Raw genomic sequence first — 15,857 nt, forward strand, 5'->3', positions numbered from 1 at the left:
TGTCGCACCGTCGCAGTCCACTGATCAAGTCCCGCAAACGCGGGACTTTTCCCAAAATTGGCAGCCCGTCCTGATGGCCAGCGATGCCTGGACCCTCAGTTCAAGGAGATACCCATGAAACGCTCTGTACTGCTAGGTCTGTTCGTTACTGCCTCAATGCTGGCCTCCCCCTCGTTTGCCGCCGAAGACCTCTGTGCGGTCAACTTGAAAACCATCGAAAATGCCAAGGCACAGACTCCTCCAGAGATGGCTGATCAGGTAATGGAAAGCGTCGCGAAAGCCAAAGCCGATCAGGCAAAAGGCACCAAGGAAGGAACTGCTGATTGCATAGCCGAGACTGAACAAACTATCCAGCAACTCAAGAACGCGAACAAAGGCGGGAAGTAATTCAGCACAAGGCCAACCTTCGGGTTGGCCTTGTGGCCCCCCGGTACCACCCGATAAGAAGCAAACCAAAACCCGCCAAATGCGGGTTTTGTTGCATCTGGAGTTTGGTCATGCGTGCATCGCCCGCGTCGCGGTGAAAAAACTCGACACCCTGCCCAAATCCGTGGGAGGCGCGAAGTCCATAGGAGCGAGGCCTTGCAAGAGGCCACCAGTGAAAAGAGGCAGTGTGTTCCTTTGCTTCTATCAAACAGTTTTTTCATAGCCTTTCTGCCAAAACCGAATTACTGCGCCGCGCCGTAGTCTTTTAAGTAGGCCCCATCAATCGTGGCTTATTTTCCGACCTCGGCCGAGCCGCACCGAGATCATCAGTTCAAGGAGATATCCATGAAAAGCACCGCACTCGCTGGTCTGTTCATTTCTGCTGCAATGTTGGCCTCTCCCGTATTTGCTGCGGACAACAACCTGTGTACGAGCAAGCTGCAAGAGCTCAAAAACAAAGTGACTTCACTGCCGGCGACCTCCACAAACACCGCAATGGAGATCAAAAGGCTGCTATCCAGCGCCGAAGCTTCACAAGCCTCTGGGGACGACAAAAAATGCGTCACCGAGGCCACACAGGGATTGTCACTCGCTAACCAGGCCAACCCATAACCTGCGATGGACAACCTTCGGGTTGGCCTTCTGAGCCGTGTTGGCGTACACTGCACGTGCTTGTTGCTCACTTTGATTCACAGAGCACCAGGCTCGGGGCCGTTTAGGATTCGACGCCGGTTGCGAAACTTTAGGTGCATGCCGAGTTGGTAACAGAACTCGTAAATCCACTGTTGCAACTTTCTATAGTTGCCAATGACGAAACCTACGGGGAATACGCTCTCGCTGCGTAAGCAGCCTTAGCCCTTCCCTCCTGGTACCTTCGGGTCCAGCAATCATCAGGGGATGTCTGTAAACCCAAAGTGATTGTCATATAGAACAGAATCGCCGTGCAGTACGTTGTGGACGAAGCGGCTAAAACTTACACAACTCGCCCAAAGCACCCTGCCCGTCGGGTCGCTGAGGGTTAACTTAATAGACACGGCTACGCATGTAGTACCGACAGCGGAGTACTGGCGGACGGGGGTTCAAATCCCCCCGGCTCCACCACTTCATCATCTAAAGACGTCCACGGACGTCTTTTTTTGTGCCTGAAATCCGGTGAATTCAAGGGTTTAAGCGCTGCTGGACTCCGCAGATGTTTTTGAGTTCCAGCCGTTTCGGACATAACGCCTCCGTGACTCCCCTCCTCACCATGACCTTAGGTTTATAGGTCGTGGGTTTTGCGCGATGATACTGGGTCGTCCATTTTGCATCCAAGTCGCGTGGCGTTGACTATTCGACTCCGCAGGATGGCAATTTCATAGCATTGTTTACACAGTCAAGCATTTGTCCTATCGCCCAAGGTTTACGTATGAACGAGACCGGGTGCGTCACACCAGAGCTTTCGGGCGTTTCCAAACCCGACATTATCAATATAGGAATGCTCGGCCATCGGCTGCCTGACAGGTTGGCCAAGGCTGCACCGTTCAAGCTCCCCGGCATGGTGATATCTGTCAGTAGAAGACACACTTTCTCTGCATAGCGATCGAGAAATTCCAGCGCCTCGTCTGCGCTATTCTTTGCTTCAGTCGCGAACCCTTCTTGTTGCAATATCTCACATAGGAATTCGAGAATTACCGGCTCGTCCTCTACGACAAGAATTAATGCGCAATGAGTGCTTTCGCTCCCCGCTGAAACTGGACTCATGTGAACTCCTGCCTACGTGAGCGAACTGGTGGGAACTCCCCATCACCTAAAATTGTGAAAGGTCATGGGCCTAAAAATTCATTCTTTCGGCGATAGGCCATCAATATGCGCCGGAGATTACGAAGACACTCCCCAGCAGTGCCATTTTTTGTTCTAGTGCGTTGCTTCTTCTTTGCAAAAAAAACAACTGCGTTCTCAGAGCAAGACGATGAAAAAAGAATCATCACCCAACTTTTATCTGTGGTTTGCAAAGAGACTTCTGCGTCGACACAACTAGCTTCGCGTTCAGAATCGCAGTTACTCATCCCGACGAAATAGGAACTCAGACCTGACCTTCCCATCGAGCAGACGCTTCCAACTGGCTTGCCCGCCACTACTGACAGGGTTTCCAAGCCCATGGCCTTGCGAGGCTAGCAGGCTGTCAATCTGAGTTGATTGCAGTCAGAGCCCACATTGGCGACCTCATGCACAACAATCAATTGTTGCGTGGTATCGACCGCTGTTTGCACGTTGTAGTCGACGACTCGAGTGCTGCGCGTCAGGTCAGCAACTCACACTAGCTTTTTCAGATAAAGTTGAGCGTAAGCTTTGGGTGAAGAAAATGTTCGACCTTGACGAACATGCAATGCTACGAATCCGTATTCCACTCCTAGCGGTTCAGATTCGCTTCCGTTCCTGCCTCGATTACGGCCCCATCACCAGGATTACCGACATGCGCCTGTCAGACTTTATCCTTAAGAACCTCGAACCGATTCTGCAGGCTTGGGAAGATTTTGCGAGAACCATTGAGACGCCTGGCACGGCACTGGATAGCGAGGCTCTCCGGGATCATGCCGAACAAATGCTGCGAGCAATCGTGCTTGACCTGCGGACAACGCAGACCGTGCAAGAGCAAAACGCCAAGGCCCAAGGCAACGCGCCGCCGGACGAGAAAGAAACCCCCGCCGAAACCCATGCGGTGACACGGCTAATGGCAGGTTTCACCATAGATCAAATGGTATCGGAGTATCGCGCTCTGAGAACGAGTGTTCTCAGTCAATGGCTGAAGCAAATCAAGGCTGGTACGGCGTTAGATGTAGACGATATGACCCGCTTTCATGAAGCCATTGATCAAGCACTCGCCGAATCTATCGCTAGCTACTCACGCGCCGTCGAGGCATCGCGCAGTGTTTTTCTAGGTATCCTTGGCCATGACTTGCGTACCCCACTTGGCGCCATTTTGCTTGGCGCCGACATGCTGAGGCGTGCGGACGGTATGGGGGCACGCGCTACCAGAATTGCTACTCAGATTTACACCAGCGTGAGGCGAGCGAGCCAGATTGTTGGAGACCTGCTGGATTTAACGCGCTGTCAAATGGGCCCAGGGATTCCTGTCAAAAAGGAGAACATAGACCTAACGCCCTTATGCGAACGCATCGTAGAAGAAATTCGAGCTTTTCATCCGGGCGCCAATGTTTTGCTCGAAATGAATACACCGGCTCACGGGGAGTTTGATGGCCCTCGAATGGAACAGGTATTTTCCAACATCATTAGCAATGCGGTGCAGCATGGTGATCTCCAGTTCCCGATAAAGGTGGCATTAGAGGCAACAGAAGACAGTGTTGTCTTCACTGTCCACAACAGTGGTGAACCGATCCCAGAGGATGTATTGCCCTTCATTTTTAATCCTATGGGGCGCTTTTCCAAGCGGTCGGTTATCGATCACGGGCCGAGTGACGGACTGGGCTTGGGCCTCTTCATTGCCTCTGAAATCGTTGCCTCACACGCAGGCTCAATCGACGTGATCTCGGATGCAGAACGCGGCACAATTTTCCTTGTGAAGGTTCCCAGGAGTGGATTGGAGGATTGAGACGATGGTTGTTCTGGATCCAATGATGGCAAAGGAGGCTGACATGGGAGATCTTGTTTCGCGCGTCGGGGAGTCCTGGGCGCACGCTTCATTGACCTGATGAAGGAAAGGGGGTGAGCTCTAATGCTGCAATCAACATAACAGCTTCCAAAATAAAATATCCCCAGAAAGATGCCCTACAGTTTCGCATTCAATCAAAGCTGACAACATACAGGCGCCAGTTTTGTGACAACATACCCCTCACCCAGACAAACAAGATTTGCCAATCAAAGCGCGACAGTTAATATTTAAGAATAATTCATCTGTACCGACGAATGGACCGAAGATAAAAAACCGCTTATAAAACAATAATAAACAACGATAACGACAACTCATCAACTTCCACCGCAAAACAAATAAACTAGGAAAGACCGACCAAAAATATAAAAGTTTCAAACATTGACCGCACAAATAAATAAGTACACATAACGCTTTAAAGTCTTCGCCATCGATGCTAATAATCTGCCCGGCTCCGGGTATCCAGGCAATGCGCCATCTCACATGGAGTGAATATTCAGTCTCACGCTGATTATCCCGGCCTTCACCAAACTCAAAAACCGCTAGTTTGCTTAAGTTCAATAAAACTTTGGCCAGCTGTTGTGCTGCGCACTAAAACTGCGCGAGGAAGGCATCATCATTCGCCCTCATTCAAGGATTAAAATCCTTTCAATCTTTGGTACCCGTCCAGAAGCCATCAAGATGGCGCCCTTGGTCAAAGCCCTCGCTGCGGAACCTGGCATTCATTCGCAGATCTGCATCACTGGCCAACATCAAAGCATGCTTAAACAGGTGCTGGATCTGTTCAACCTCAAGGCCGATTACACCCTCGATGTAATGACGCCGCACCAGACGCTCAACTCGTTGACCGCGGCGCTTTACGGGGCGATTGACCCCGTGCTGGAAATGACCCGTCCGGACCGGGTGCTGGTACATGGTGACACCACCTCGGCCATGGTGGCTTCGATGGCTGCATTCCATCGACGCATCCCGGTCGGCCATGTGGAAGCCGGCCTGCGTACCGGTGATATCTACAGCCCCTGGCCGGAAGAAATGAACCGCCGCTGCATCGATCTGGGTGCAGACATGCTGTTTGCGCCGACCCACGAATCGCAAAAAAACCTGCTCGACGAACGCCTGCAGGGTCGCTCTTTCGTGACCGGCAATACGGTGATCGACGCTTTGCAAATGACCGCGCGGCGCATTGAGCAGGACGCTGATCTGCGTGCGAGCCTGGATGAGCAATTCTCGTTCCTGCAAGCCAGCCGCAAGGTGTTGCTGGTCACCGGGCATCGTCGGGAAAACTTCGGCGAAGGCTTCCTGGATATCTGCAAGGCCCTGAGCCATCTGGCCCGGCGTGCTGATATGCAGATCGTCTATCCGGTGCATTTGAACCCCAACGTCATGGGCCCCGTCACCGAGCACCTGGGCAATCTGCCCAACGTGCACTTGATCAAGCCGCTGGACTACCTGGCCTTCGTGCGTCTGATGCAACGTGCGCACGTGATCCTCACCGACTCCGGTGGTGTGCAGGAAGAAGCGCCGTCCCTGGGCAAACCCGTGCTGGTCATGCGAGACGTTACCGAGCGCCCCGAAGCTGTCGCGGCGGGCACTGTGCGCCTGGTCGGCACCTCGCCGGACTCGATCATCGCTGGCGTCAACGCGTTGTTCGATGACGAATTGCTATGGCGTCGATGCTCCCAGGCGGCCAATCCTTACGGCGATGGCAAGGCCAGTGCGCGCATCGTCGATGCCCTGATGGGGCGTCCGGTCGAAGATTTCGTCGTGGCTCGGCAGCCATTGCCCAAGTTCCTGCACTACCCGTCGGCGGTGCCCGTGCCCGAGAATAATTACTCCGCTTTCACCTCTCTATAAATCAAACCGCTGCTCCTCTAATCAGCTCGAGATCTACCTGAATGAAGCCTTCCGTTGCCATCCATAGGGGTGCGTTCAGCGCCCTTGCCTGTGGCGTGAGCCTGCTCGCGCTCATGCCGACCTTTGCCTTGGCCGCGGACAGCCCGCTCACCCAAGCGATCAATCGGCTCAACGCCGACACTCGGCAGGAGCGTGAGATCCGCTTGAGCGATCTGGGGATCGACACCCCTATCATCCTTGGCTCCACCGATGCCCGACGCGAATTGTATCTGCCAGTGCCGGCGGGAGTACCACTGACAGATGCCACACTGAATTTCGACGCCAGCTACCTCAATGGCGAAGGCGGCCGTAACACGTTGCTGCTGTCGCTGGACGGTTATCCGGTGCGCGCCGAAAGTCTCAGCGAAGTCCAAGGCGACGCCAGCGCCACACTGGGTGTGGACAAGAAACCGCGTGAAAGCGGCTCGGTTCGCCTGGGCATTGCCTGGTCGTCGATCGTGTCCCGCGTGTTGTGCGAGGACGAACGCGCCATCGGCAACGTATTGCGTATCGAACCGGACACCCGCCTCAACTACAGCTACGACGCCAGCCTGTTACAGGACGTCGGTGCTGCCTGGACGGCATTGCCTGGCAAACCGGGCATCATGGTCGCGCCGGGCACCTTATCCGCCGAAAGCTATGATGCAGCCTGGCGCCTGGGCGTGGCACTGGAGCGGATTGGTAAGCACAGCCGCATCCAGCCTTTCCCTGCCGTACAGGACAGCGTTGACCTCACTGGCCTGCGCATCCCGGTCGAACTGCACACTATTCCAGCGTTCGCCAGCCTCAACGGCAAAGGCCCACACGTTCTGGAGAACCCGGCGCAAATCGGCGCATTGCTGATGTTGGGCCAGACGCCGAACGTCCAGTCGGATCTGGCCATCAACGATCCGCAACTGCTCAAGGCCGTCAATGAGTCTCTGGACGCGCTGCAGAGTCAGATTCAAGGCCTCGACGCAACGGCAGCCAACGCCTTCATGCAATGGCGTGAGCGGCATATCAATGCAGGTCTGGCCGCCACCGGCACTGACAACGTGCGCCTGGCATTGCTGGGTACACGCCCGGTGCTGATGATCGCGCCGCAAGCAACCGGCAAGGCGCTGGCACTGTTCAGCACCGCCTGGAACACACTGGCACGCAGCCGCCAATTGACGATCAGCGAAGCACAGATGCCATTGAGCGCCGACGGCCGTGTGGCCTTGTCGCGACTGGGCGGTAACCCCGGCGCCATCGACGTGCTGGCCAAATCCGACTGGAGCACTTCCTTCCCTCTGGGCAGCGTGGCCTACGACGGTCGTCTGCCGGTGAAGGCGGTAGTCGATGTGTCTGCCGCACCCGGTGCCTCGGACACCGCGCCAGTGGCCTCGCTGTTTCTCAACGATTACCTGATTGGCGCGCAGCAGCTCGTGGCCAACGGTGAACAGCAACGCATCGAAGCACGTATCCCGCGTTACGCCCTGGGTTCGAAGAACGTTCTGCGCGTGTCGTTCCAGCGTCAGCCGGTCAGCGATCGTTGCCTGGAAACGCCACAGGCTTTCCCGGTCTCGGTGCTGCCGACCAGCCATATCGTGCTGGATAAAACTGCCTTGGGGGATGACTTCTCCGGCATGGCCGCGCGTTTTGCCATGGACGCGCAAATCCTCGTGCCACAGGCCTACCTCGAGCACCCGGCGAGCAGTTTGCCGCAGGTGATTTCGGTGGCTGACGCCGCCGGTGTTTCGCCGCTGCGGGCGCAATTGAACGTCAGTGCCGACCCGAAAGCCTCGGTCACACCGGACAAAGCCTTCCTCGCCTTCGAGCTGCCGATCAAGGACAGCAAAGAGTCGGTGCAGGTTGATGAGCAGGGTCGCCTGCGTATCAATCACAAGGATCAGGTGTTACTGGACGTGCATCCCCTCAACCATCTGGCCTCGTTGCAAGTGGTGGATGCCGGCGGCCAGCACGGTCTGGTCTATCGCGCCTTGGGCAATGACGCACCACGTTTTGCCAGGCAGATTCTGCTGACCCGCGGCGACGTGGCCATCCTCGGAGACAACGGTGCACTGACCACCTTCGACACCCAGGACCCAAGTGGCAGCCAATTGATCGACAACGAAGAACCCAAGGGCCTGGACGCCTGGCGCAAGCCGTCGCTGTTGTGGCTGATTCCGGGTGGCATCCTGTTGGTCCTCATCCTGTTGCTGGCCGGCCGTAACGCCCGTCGCAATCGCCAGTAACGGAAACTTTCGATGACGTCGCTTTATTGGCCCTATTGGCTGGCCCACTACTACAGCTTCCTGGAAATCTCGACCATCGTGATCGCGGTGCTGATCCTGATCTCCAGCCTGGACGATCTGTTCATTGACCTGTGGTACTGGTCTCGCCGCCTGTTTCGCAAGTTCACCGTGGATCGCAAATACCGGCCGCTGACCGCCGAGCAACTGATGGCCCGGGATGAACAGCCGTTGGCGATCATGGTCCCGGCCTGGCTGGAATATGACGTCATCGCACCGATGATCGAGAACATGGTGTCGACCCTGGATTACCAGAACTATGTCGTCTTCGTCGGCACCTACATCAATGACCAGCGCACCATCGATGAAGTGGAACGCATGCGTCGGCGCTACAAGCAGCTGCATCGCGTGGAAGTCCCGCATGCCGGGCCGACCTGCAAGGCCGACTGCCTGAACTGGGTGATCCAGGCGATTTTCCTGCACGAGAAAACCCACGGCATGACCTTCGCCGGCGTCGTATTGCACGACAGCGAAGATGTTCTGCACCCGCTGGAGTTGCGGCTGTTCAACTACTTGCTGCCGCGCAAGGACATGATTCAGTTGCCCGTGGTTTCCCTGGAGCGCAATTGGTACGAATGGGTGGCCGGCACCTACATGGACGAATTCGCCGAATGGCATGGCAAGGATTTGGTGGTGCGTGAAAGCATGACCGACACGGTGCCGTCTGCCGGGGTCGGCACCTGTTTCTCCCACCGTGCCCTGCGAGTGCTGGCCGGGGAAACCCAAAACCAGCCGTTCAACACGGACAGCCTCACCGAGGACTACGACGTCGGTGCACGCCTGGCCAAGGTCGGCATGAACGCGATCTTCGTGCGCTTCCCGGTGCAGTTTCGCGTGTTGCGCAAATCATGGTTTCGCAAGCCTTACGAATCGACCCTGAAGATGCCGTTGTGCGTGCGCGAATTCTTTCCCGATACCTTTCGCACCGCGTTCCGCCAGAAAGCCCGCTGGACGCTGGGCATCGGGCTGCAAGGCTGGGAGCAAATGGGCTGGAGCGGCTCGCTGGCCAACCGTTATCTGCTGTTCCGTGACCGCAAGGGCGTGGTGACGGCGTTCGTCAGCATCATCGCCTACGTGATTCTGGTGCAACTGCTGGGCCTGGTCATCCTGCGCCAGAGTGGCCTGTGGGATGTGAGCTTCCCGACGCCGTTTGAAACCAACGACGTCATCAAATACCTGCTATTGGCCAACGGTATCGCGCTGGCTTGGCGTATCGCGCACCGCTGCTATTTCACCACCGTGTTGTACGGCTGGCAGCATGGATTGCTGTCCATCCCGCGCATGGTGGTGGGCAACTTTGTCAACTTCATGGCTGCATCACGCGCCTGGCGCATGTTCATCGTCGGCAAGGTAATGAACCGCAAACTGGTGTGGGACAAGACCATGCACGACTTCCCATCCACCGACCTGGTTGCCTTCGCACCGCGCAAGTTGGGCAGCGTATTGCTGTCCTGGCAGGCGATCAACGAAACCGACCTGCAAAGCGCCCTCGACGAACAGAAAACCCGACACATGCCCTTGGGGCGGATTTTGCTCAGCAACGGCTGGCTGGACGACGAGACACTGGCGGAAGCCATCGCCTTCCAGAACGATCTGCCGCGGGTGTTCGATGTGGCCAACAAGGCGCAGGCGTCGACCCTTACCCTGGACGATGAATTCGCTCTGCGCTGGCGCGTGGTGCCGGTTGGCTTGAATGCCGACGGCCGAGCACAACTTGCCGTGGCCAGCCCGTTGCCGGCCGAAGGTCTGCAACAGGTCAGCGAGGTACTGGGCAGCGAACCGGTGCAGCTGATTGCCCGGGAAAGCGAAATCGTCGCGCAGTTGCGTCAACTGAACGTGCGCGAAGGCCAGTCCGTGCCGGATGCCCGCGCGCCACTGCTGGGTGACTTGTTGATCGAAATGGGCCTGCTGGATCGCGACGTATTCAATCGCACCATGTTGCAGTACCGCCCGCAGCGTCACGGACGCATCGGCGACTATCTGGTCGACAGCGGCGTGCTGCCCCGCTCCACCATCGAAAAGGCCGTGGCGCGTCAGCACAGCCACTACCCTGCGGAGCTTCCGGCATGAACCGCCCCTTCCTGACCCTCATGGCCACGGGGCTAAGCCTCTTACCCGGGCTTGCTCACGCCGAGACGCTGCCGCTGCCGTTGACCGGGCCGGCCTATGTCACTGCCAACGAGGCCTACAGCGCCTACGAACGCAAAGACTACGACCAGGCCATCGCCAAGGCCCGCGAAGCGTTGCGTCAGCGCGCCGACATCACCCGTTTGAACACGCTGATTGTGCTGGCCCAGCGCGACAAGGACCTGCGTGATCATCCCAAACGCTACCCCCAGTCGCGTCAGGCCCCAGGCTTCGGCGCCGCGGCCCAGGCATTCAAGGCCTACGATCGCGATGACTTCGGCACGGCAGCCCAGGCGTCACGCAAAGCCATCGCCCAAGCACCTAAACGCATGGATTATCGATTGCTGCTGATCGAGTCGTTGCAGCGCCAACAGCGCTTGCAGGAAGCGGATCAAGCCACCACCCAGGCGCTTGCCGTGTTCCCGGACGACGATACCTTGCTGATGCGTCGCGAAGCGATTCGTCGTCAACTGGCGGTGCCGTTGGCGGTTGAGGGTTATCGCGCTCTGGAGCAAGGCCATGTGCCGCTGGCCGTGGACCAGGCCAGAAAAGCCGTCGCCTGGGCTCCGGAAATCGGCGCCAATCAGCAACTGCTGATCAGCGCCCTCCTCGCGGCCAAGGATTACCCTGCTGCAGAACAGGCAGCGTCAGGCGCACTGGCTCAGGACGACGGTGAAATCGCACCGTGGATTCTGCGCAGCTACGCCCTTGATCGTCAGGGCAAAACCCAAGCAGCACAGGCTGACCTGAAGCACGCCCTGGCCATCGATGGCCTGCTGGAAGCGGAAACCCGTGACATCCATTTCTTTGCCGCGGACGCCGCACTGGCCCATGGCGAGCCTCAGCAAGCGCTCGATCATCTGCAGCCATTGGCCGACGATGAAGGCGGAGAGGTGACCCGCCGCCGCACCGCCGCCCGAATGGCGTTGCGGCAGAAAAACAACGGCGCGAACGTCATTGCCCACTTCCCTGCTCCGGCCTTGAACTGTCAGGAAACGGCCTTCGGTCTGGTCTGTGATATCTGGCCGGGCAACCAGCGCGACGGGGGAACCGACATGGCCGCCCAGGCCTACGCGGCCCTGGCCCGCAAAGACCCTGCGACGGCGGCGGTCCTGGCGAACCAGGCCATTGGCCGAGCACCGCAAAATCCGGCGTACCGCCGACTGCTGGTCAGCGCCCTGAGCGATCAGAAACGTGTGCCCGAAGCCATCGCGGCAGCCAGCGAAGGTCTCAAGCTCACGGGCGATGACGCTCGTCTGCTCGCCCAGCGCGGCCGTCTGCGTCAACAATCGGGAGACGATGCCGGGGCGCGCAAGGATTTTACCCAGGCTCTGGCGCTGGCCAGCCTTCCCGCTTACGAAGAAGCCAGTCTGTATGCCGCCATCGGCCAGCGCCGAACTGCGCGCGAACGGCTGCAACAAGCGCGGGCCACGGGCGAGCTGGAATCGATGAGCGACCTGCAGATCGCTTATTTGTCGGTCCAGGCCGGCGACGATGACGGTGCTCACACTTCGTTCCGCAAGGCCGATGCCGACACCCGGCTCACACCGACAGCAACGCAGGACGCGGCGTACAACGCCATGCGGGTCAATGACGACGAGCAAGCCGTCACCTACTTCAAGCGAGTCATCGACGCAAAAAATGCCGGTGAACTCGATATGTCCCCGCAGCAGTTGTTCGACACCCGTCGCGCGGTGGCCGATGTGTCGCGCACCTGGGGATTGATCAGCACCACCAGTTATCGCGGCAACAGTTCGAGCAGCGGTCTGAGCTCAGCGCCGAGTAGCGGCAGCAACAGCAATGACAGCCTGCAAAACAGCACCGAGCTTTCCTGGCGTCCCTTGGGCTATCGCAACGCACGTTTTGTCGAACTCTACGGACGCGTCACCGACACGCTGTGGAGCAAGAACGGCGATTCGGATACCGGTTTCGATGCGCTGCAAGGCGCGGTGGGTGTACGGGTCAAACCCTTCACATCGCTGAACGTGATGGCCGCCGTCGAGCGTACATTCCCCTTGGGATCGTCGGACGTCGACGGTGACTGGCTGGTGCGTCTGGGCTACGGCTCAAGCATCGGGACCGATCTGCGGGTGGATGCCTCCAGCTGGTGGACCTCGCAGTTGTTCGCTGAAGCCGGTCATTACGTCAACGACTCGCGCGACTACTTCAACAGCGAATGGCAGGTGGGTCGCAGCTACGCCATCGGCGGCACAGGCTCGCGCTGGGTGAGTTTCCCCCATGTCGTGGCCGCGTTCGACTACGACTCCAAGATGAACAGCAAGACGGACACCGACGGCAGCACGGACTCATCATCAGGCAAGGCCGGCGGCGTTGGTATCGGTAACAACGTCCGGTACTGGTTCCGCGAAGATGTGTACAACGCCCCCCGCTCGTATGTGGATTTTTCTCTGCAGTATCGCGTGAAGGTGCTGGGCGATGACCGCGCTGAAGGCGTGTTCGCTCGCCTGACTTATTCCTATTGAGGACTTGCATGAACGTTCGAATGTGTTTGTGGCTGGGTCTTGGCCTGGTCCCGACGTGGGCGCACGCCGCCCCTGAAATCGCCCAGCTGTATGCGCCAGAACTGCCGGAGGATTCCGCCTGGGTGCGGGTGGTCAATCCCAGTGATACCGCCATGCAAGTCCAGGTGGGCCAAGGCCCGGGTTTTGCCCTTGCTGCCCAGACCGCAGTGGCCAGCCCCTTTCAGGTCGTGGACTCGCGACAAGCGTTGCACGTGACCGTCAATGGTCGCGAGATAAAAGGCCTCAGCGCACCAAAAAGTGCGTGGGTCACGCTGATTCTCGACAGCGACCCGGCACGGGCGCCACGCCTGGTCATCGACCCGCCGCTGCGCGGTAAAGACCTGCGCGCCGAACTCAATGTCTACAACCTGGCCAACGGTTGCGAAAAGGCCGAGGTCAAACTCGCCAACGGTGCTCCTGTGTTCAATCAGCTGCCGTTCAACGGACAAGCCCAGCGCACGATCAACCCGGTGCAGGCGACGTTGGTTGCCAGCTGCAATGAGAACGCGAGCCTGCCGTTAAAGCTGGCGCCCTTCAAGGCCGGCGATCGTTATAGCCTGTTCCTGATCGGCTCCCGCCAGGCTCCACGGCTGATTGGCCTTGTCGACCAGACCGCCCCATGAACCTTCAATCCAAACCCGAACGTCTTATCCGTCGATTGTCGATGCCCGCCATGATCGCTGGCCTGCTGTCGAGCCTGTCAGGCACCGGCGTTCAAGCGGCCTCGGCGGTGATCACCGGCAACGGCGGCTGGTTATTCCCTGCCTGGGAAAGTCTGAGCAAGGTCGACAACACGGGCACTGCTCGCAACATTGCACTGGTCAGGGAACTCCAACAGCAACTTCAACGCGAACACATTGGACTGGTCGTGCTGGTGGTGCCGATGAAAGCGCCGTTTTATGCTCAGCGCCTGCCCGCTGATCACCCCTTGAGTGTGGCCGTGATGCAGCGTTATGACCACCTGCAAAACGACTTGGCCCAAGCAGGTCTGACCACGCTGAACATCAAGCCGATTCTGCAACGGACCGAGCAAGGCAAACAGACCGCGTTTTACCGCGCCGACTACCACTGGACAGCCTGGAGCGCCGAAAACACCGCGGACGCCACAGCGCAACTGATTACCGAGCGCTACCGCCTGCGAGGAGATCCCGGTGCTGGCGCGGTGCTCGGCCAATGGTTCGACAGACGCGCGTTCGGCGACCTGGCCAGTAATTTCCTGCCAGCGATCAAGCGCAAGGCGATTGGTCGCGACATCTACACCGTTCGCCATCAAGCCGAAAACGACTTGCTGATCGACGATGCACCGGCACCGGTCCAAGTGATCGGCAACAGCTTTGTCCAGCCTTACCTGGGCTTTACGCAGAAGCTCTCAAATGCCCTGGACCGTCCCGTCGCACTGACCTGGAACCCCGGCGACGTCGGTCCGTGGGCTACGCTGTTGCAATACCTGGAGTCGGCGGATTTTGCCGAACACAAGCCGCAAGTAATTGTCTGGCAATTCAATGAGGGCCAGTTCCACCTTGGCCCTGATGCGACAGCCAACTGGAACGCCAAAGGCGTCACCTCACTGAGCCAATGGCATCAACGCATCAAAAAGGCACTTCCGTGAACATCTTCGGCTACACCGCCACTCGCGTGACCGTCGCGGCCCTGTTGTTTGCCGTCACCGTCGGCGCAGGGACCAGCATGCTCTACGTGGCGAAGACCAAGGCTCTGGACCCGGGGATTGTCGGCATCGTCTGGCAGCCGGACAACAAGACCGTCGGTATCAGCGGACACTGGGAAAAATTGGGAGCGCGAGAGTTACTGGTGCAGTGGACCGTCGTCGACGATCAGGCCTTCGTTCCCGGTACCGGCCTGCCCGCCGTTCCGGTGCTGCCCGATTGGGCGCGCATCGCCAAGGCCCCCTGGGCGCAGGATGTGATCCTTGGGCTGGCGGGTTATTTCAGCGAGAACCGCTCACGGGACAACATCGAACAACTGGCCGCTGTCTCTGAACGCATCGCCAAATTGCCTACGCCGTTACACGTCACCGGCTGGTATTTCCCGGCTGAAGTCGACCCCAGCTGGACCCGTGCCAAAGAACTGCCCGCGCTGCTGGCCAAACTGCCGCGACCGTTGTGGATCAGCGTTTATGACGGTGCCAATATCGGCCCCGTCGCCACCGCCGAATGGCTCAAGCAATGGCTACCAGATGACATCGGCGTGTTCTTCCAGGACGGCGTCGGCGTCTACGCCCGCACCGCACCTGTCGCCCGAACCTACGCCGACGCCCTAAGCCAGCGCCTGGGCAAAGACCGTGTGCGGATCATCGTCGAAGCCTTCCGCCCCAACTTCGGCGGCGGATTTCGCTCCGCGACCGCTGCCGAGCTCAAACCGCAACTCGCGGCCTATGACGGTTATCCACTCTACCTGTTTGACGGGCCGCACTACGTGACTCCTGAATTGGTGGAGCAACTGATGCGATAACGCTTATGGGCAACCGAGTCCTGGATTCCATTAACCCAACATCGCTTGTAGGAGCGAGGCTTGCCCGCGAAGAGGCCAACCAGACCAGCACAGATCACCTGCGGCCAAAGATGCAACCGTCGCCACAATCGCCCTCGAAATGCCCGGAACTCTTGCATGACAAGCTGCTGGGAATGGGATTCAGCGTGCGCATCAGTACGCGCAGACTTAATGAGAATCAAATCCAGAACCTCTTCCAGAAACAATTCTGGCTGGCACCCCGCTCCGTCCTAGGAAATTTCCCTCAAAACGTATCGCCTTCCATGAACTAGCGGGCGCTGCACATCAAGGATAGCCTTCAGGTGTCGCTGCAAATCAGCGATTGGGCTTTGACAGGCCGAAAAGTGTAACCTTTCACTCCTCCTGATCAGGCAGCATGCTCACGCGCATGCAGTCTCGTTTATGGCGGCTGTGCGTGGGGCATCTTCGGATGCACCGGGTTCCTACACTACCGGTCTGTCA

At 58.3% G+C, this 15,857-nt stretch carries 11 protein-coding genes and 1 other RNA gene; 11 read left to right on the forward strand and 1 reads right to left on the reverse strand.

The genetic code is table 11. The features are described from left to right. Window positions 1–114 precede the first annotated feature (114 nt). The 3 genes from MMG91_RS24270 (at window position 115) to ssrA (ending at window position 1,527) form a co-directional block, all read left to right on the forward strand. Window positions 115–387: a hypothetical protein gene (locus MMG91_RS24270; protein WP_305448132.1), complete on the forward strand. Its 273-nt coding sequence runs from the start codon at window positions 115–117 to the stop codon at window positions 385–387. A 384-nt stretch (window positions 388–771) separates the two neighbouring features. After that, window positions 772–1,038, forward strand: a complete 267-nt coding sequence (locus MMG91_RS24275; protein WP_095055586.1) for a hypothetical protein — start codon at window positions 772–774, stop codon at window positions 1,036–1,038. 95 nt (window positions 1,039–1,133) lie between these two features. Beyond that, window positions 1,134–1,527: a transfer-messenger RNA gene (gene ssrA, locus MMG91_RS24280) on the forward strand. Window positions 1,528–1,752: 225 nt separating this feature from the next. Here the strand turns inward: ssrA and MMG91_RS24285 are convergent. Continuing rightward, window positions 1,753–2,166: a response regulator gene (locus MMG91_RS24285; protein ID WP_305448131.1), complete on the reverse strand. Its 414-nt coding sequence runs from the start codon at window positions 2,164–2,166 to the stop codon at window positions 1,753–1,755. A gap of 712 nt (window positions 2,167–2,878) precedes the next feature. On the opposite strand from MMG91_RS24285, the gene MMG91_RS24290 reads away from it, so the two are divergent. The 8 genes from MMG91_RS24290 to MMG91_RS24325 all read left to right on the forward strand — a co-directional run bounded on the left by MMG91_RS24290 (window position 2,879) and on the right by MMG91_RS24325 (window position 15,356). Further along, complete coding sequence (locus MMG91_RS24290) at window positions 2,879–4,015, forward strand: sensor histidine kinase (RefSeq protein ID WP_310660968.1); 1,137 nt, start codon at window positions 2,879–2,881, stop codon at window positions 4,013–4,015. A gap of 738 nt (window positions 4,016–4,753) precedes the next feature. Then, window positions 4,754–5,926, forward strand: a complete 1,173-nt coding sequence (gene wecB / locus MMG91_RS24295) for a non-hydrolyzing UDP-N-acetylglucosamine 2-epimerase (RefSeq protein ID WP_310660941.1) — start codon at window positions 4,754–4,756, stop codon at window positions 5,924–5,926. Window positions 5,927–5,967: 41 nt separating this feature from the next. Continuing rightward, window positions 5,968–8,181, forward strand: coding sequence for a hypothetical protein (locus MMG91_RS24300; RefSeq protein ID WP_310660942.1), 2,214 nt, complete (start codon window positions 5,968–5,970; stop codon window positions 8,179–8,181). A gap of 12 nt (window positions 8,182–8,193) precedes the next feature. Beyond that, window positions 8,194–10,308, forward strand: a complete 2,115-nt coding sequence (locus MMG91_RS24305; protein ID WP_310660943.1) for a glycosyl transferase family protein — start codon at window positions 8,194–8,196, stop codon at window positions 10,306–10,308. After that, window positions 10,305–12,848 carry an NfrA family protein gene (locus MMG91_RS24310; RefSeq protein WP_310660944.1) on the forward strand — a complete coding sequence of 848 codons (2,544 nt, stop codon included), beginning with the start codon at window positions 10,305–10,307 and terminating at the stop codon, window positions 12,846–12,848. Before MMG91_RS24305 ends, MMG91_RS24310 begins: the two co-directional genes overlap by 4 nt. A gap of 8 nt (window positions 12,849–12,856) precedes the next feature. Then, window positions 12,857–13,510 carry an alginate O-acetyltransferase AlgF gene (locus MMG91_RS24315; protein ID WP_310660945.1) on the forward strand — a complete coding sequence of 218 codons (654 nt, stop codon included), beginning with the start codon at window positions 12,857–12,859 and terminating at the stop codon, window positions 13,508–13,510. Further along, window positions 13,507–14,496 (forward strand): alginate O-acetyltransferase AlgX-related protein, encoded by a 990-nt coding sequence (locus tag MMG91_RS24320; protein WP_310660946.1) that lies wholly within the window; start codon window positions 13,507–13,509, stop codon window positions 14,494–14,496. Before MMG91_RS24315 ends, MMG91_RS24320 begins: the two co-directional genes overlap by 4 nt. Further along, complete coding sequence (locus MMG91_RS24325) at window positions 14,463–15,356, forward strand: hypothetical protein (RefSeq protein WP_310660947.1); 894 nt, start codon at window positions 14,463–14,465, stop codon at window positions 15,354–15,356. The genes MMG91_RS24320 and MMG91_RS24325 overlap by 34 nt, the downstream gene beginning before the upstream one ends. Window positions 15,357–15,857: the final 501 nt, after the last annotated feature.

The sequence above is a fragment of the Pseudomonas sp. JL3 genome (assembly GCF_031570575.1).
In the GTDB taxonomy this organism is placed as follows: Bacteria; Pseudomonadota; Gammaproteobacteria; order Pseudomonadales; family Pseudomonadaceae; genus Aquipseudomonas; species Aquipseudomonas cucumis.

Bases quoted from the DNA above. Each gene is read 5' to 3' on its own strand.
- MMG91_RS24310 (WP_310660944.1), top strand. From the start codon at position 10,305: ATGAACCGCCCCTTCCTGACCCTCATGGCCACGGGGCTAAGCCTCTTA.
- MMG91_RS24320 (WP_310660946.1), top strand. From the start codon at position 13,507: ATGAACCTTCAATCCAAACCCGAACGTCTTATCCGTCGATTGTCGATG.
- MMG91_RS24300 (WP_310660942.1), top strand. From the start codon at position 5,968: ATGAAGCCTTCCGTTGCCATCCATAGGGGTGCGTTCAGCGCCCTTGCC.
- MMG91_RS24305 (WP_310660943.1), top strand. From the start codon at position 8,194: ATGACGTCGCTTTATTGGCCCTATTGGCTGGCCCACTACTACAGCTTC.
- MMG91_RS24290 (WP_310660968.1), top strand. From the start codon at position 2,879: ATGCGCCTGTCAGACTTTATCCTTAAGAACCTCGAACCGATTCTGCAG.
- MMG91_RS24270 (WP_305448132.1), top strand. From the start codon at position 115: ATGAAACGCTCTGTACTGCTAGGTCTGTTCGTTACTGCCTCAATGCTG.
- MMG91_RS24285 (WP_305448131.1), bottom strand. From the start codon at position 2,166: ATGAGTCCAGTTTCAGCGGGGAGCGAAAGCACTCATTGCGCATTAATT.
- MMG91_RS24275 (WP_095055586.1), top strand. From the start codon at position 772: ATGAAAAGCACCGCACTCGCTGGTCTGTTCATTTCTGCTGCAATGTTG.
- MMG91_RS24325 (WP_310660947.1), top strand. From the start codon at position 14,463: ATGGCATCAACGCATCAAAAAGGCACTTCCGTGAACATCTTCGGCTAC.
- MMG91_RS24315 (WP_310660945.1), top strand. From the start codon at position 12,857: ATGAACGTTCGAATGTGTTTGTGGCTGGGTCTTGGCCTGGTCCCGACG.
- wecB (WP_310660941.1), top strand. From the start codon at position 4,754: ATGGCGCCCTTGGTCAAAGCCCTCGCTGCGGAACCTGGCATTCATTCG.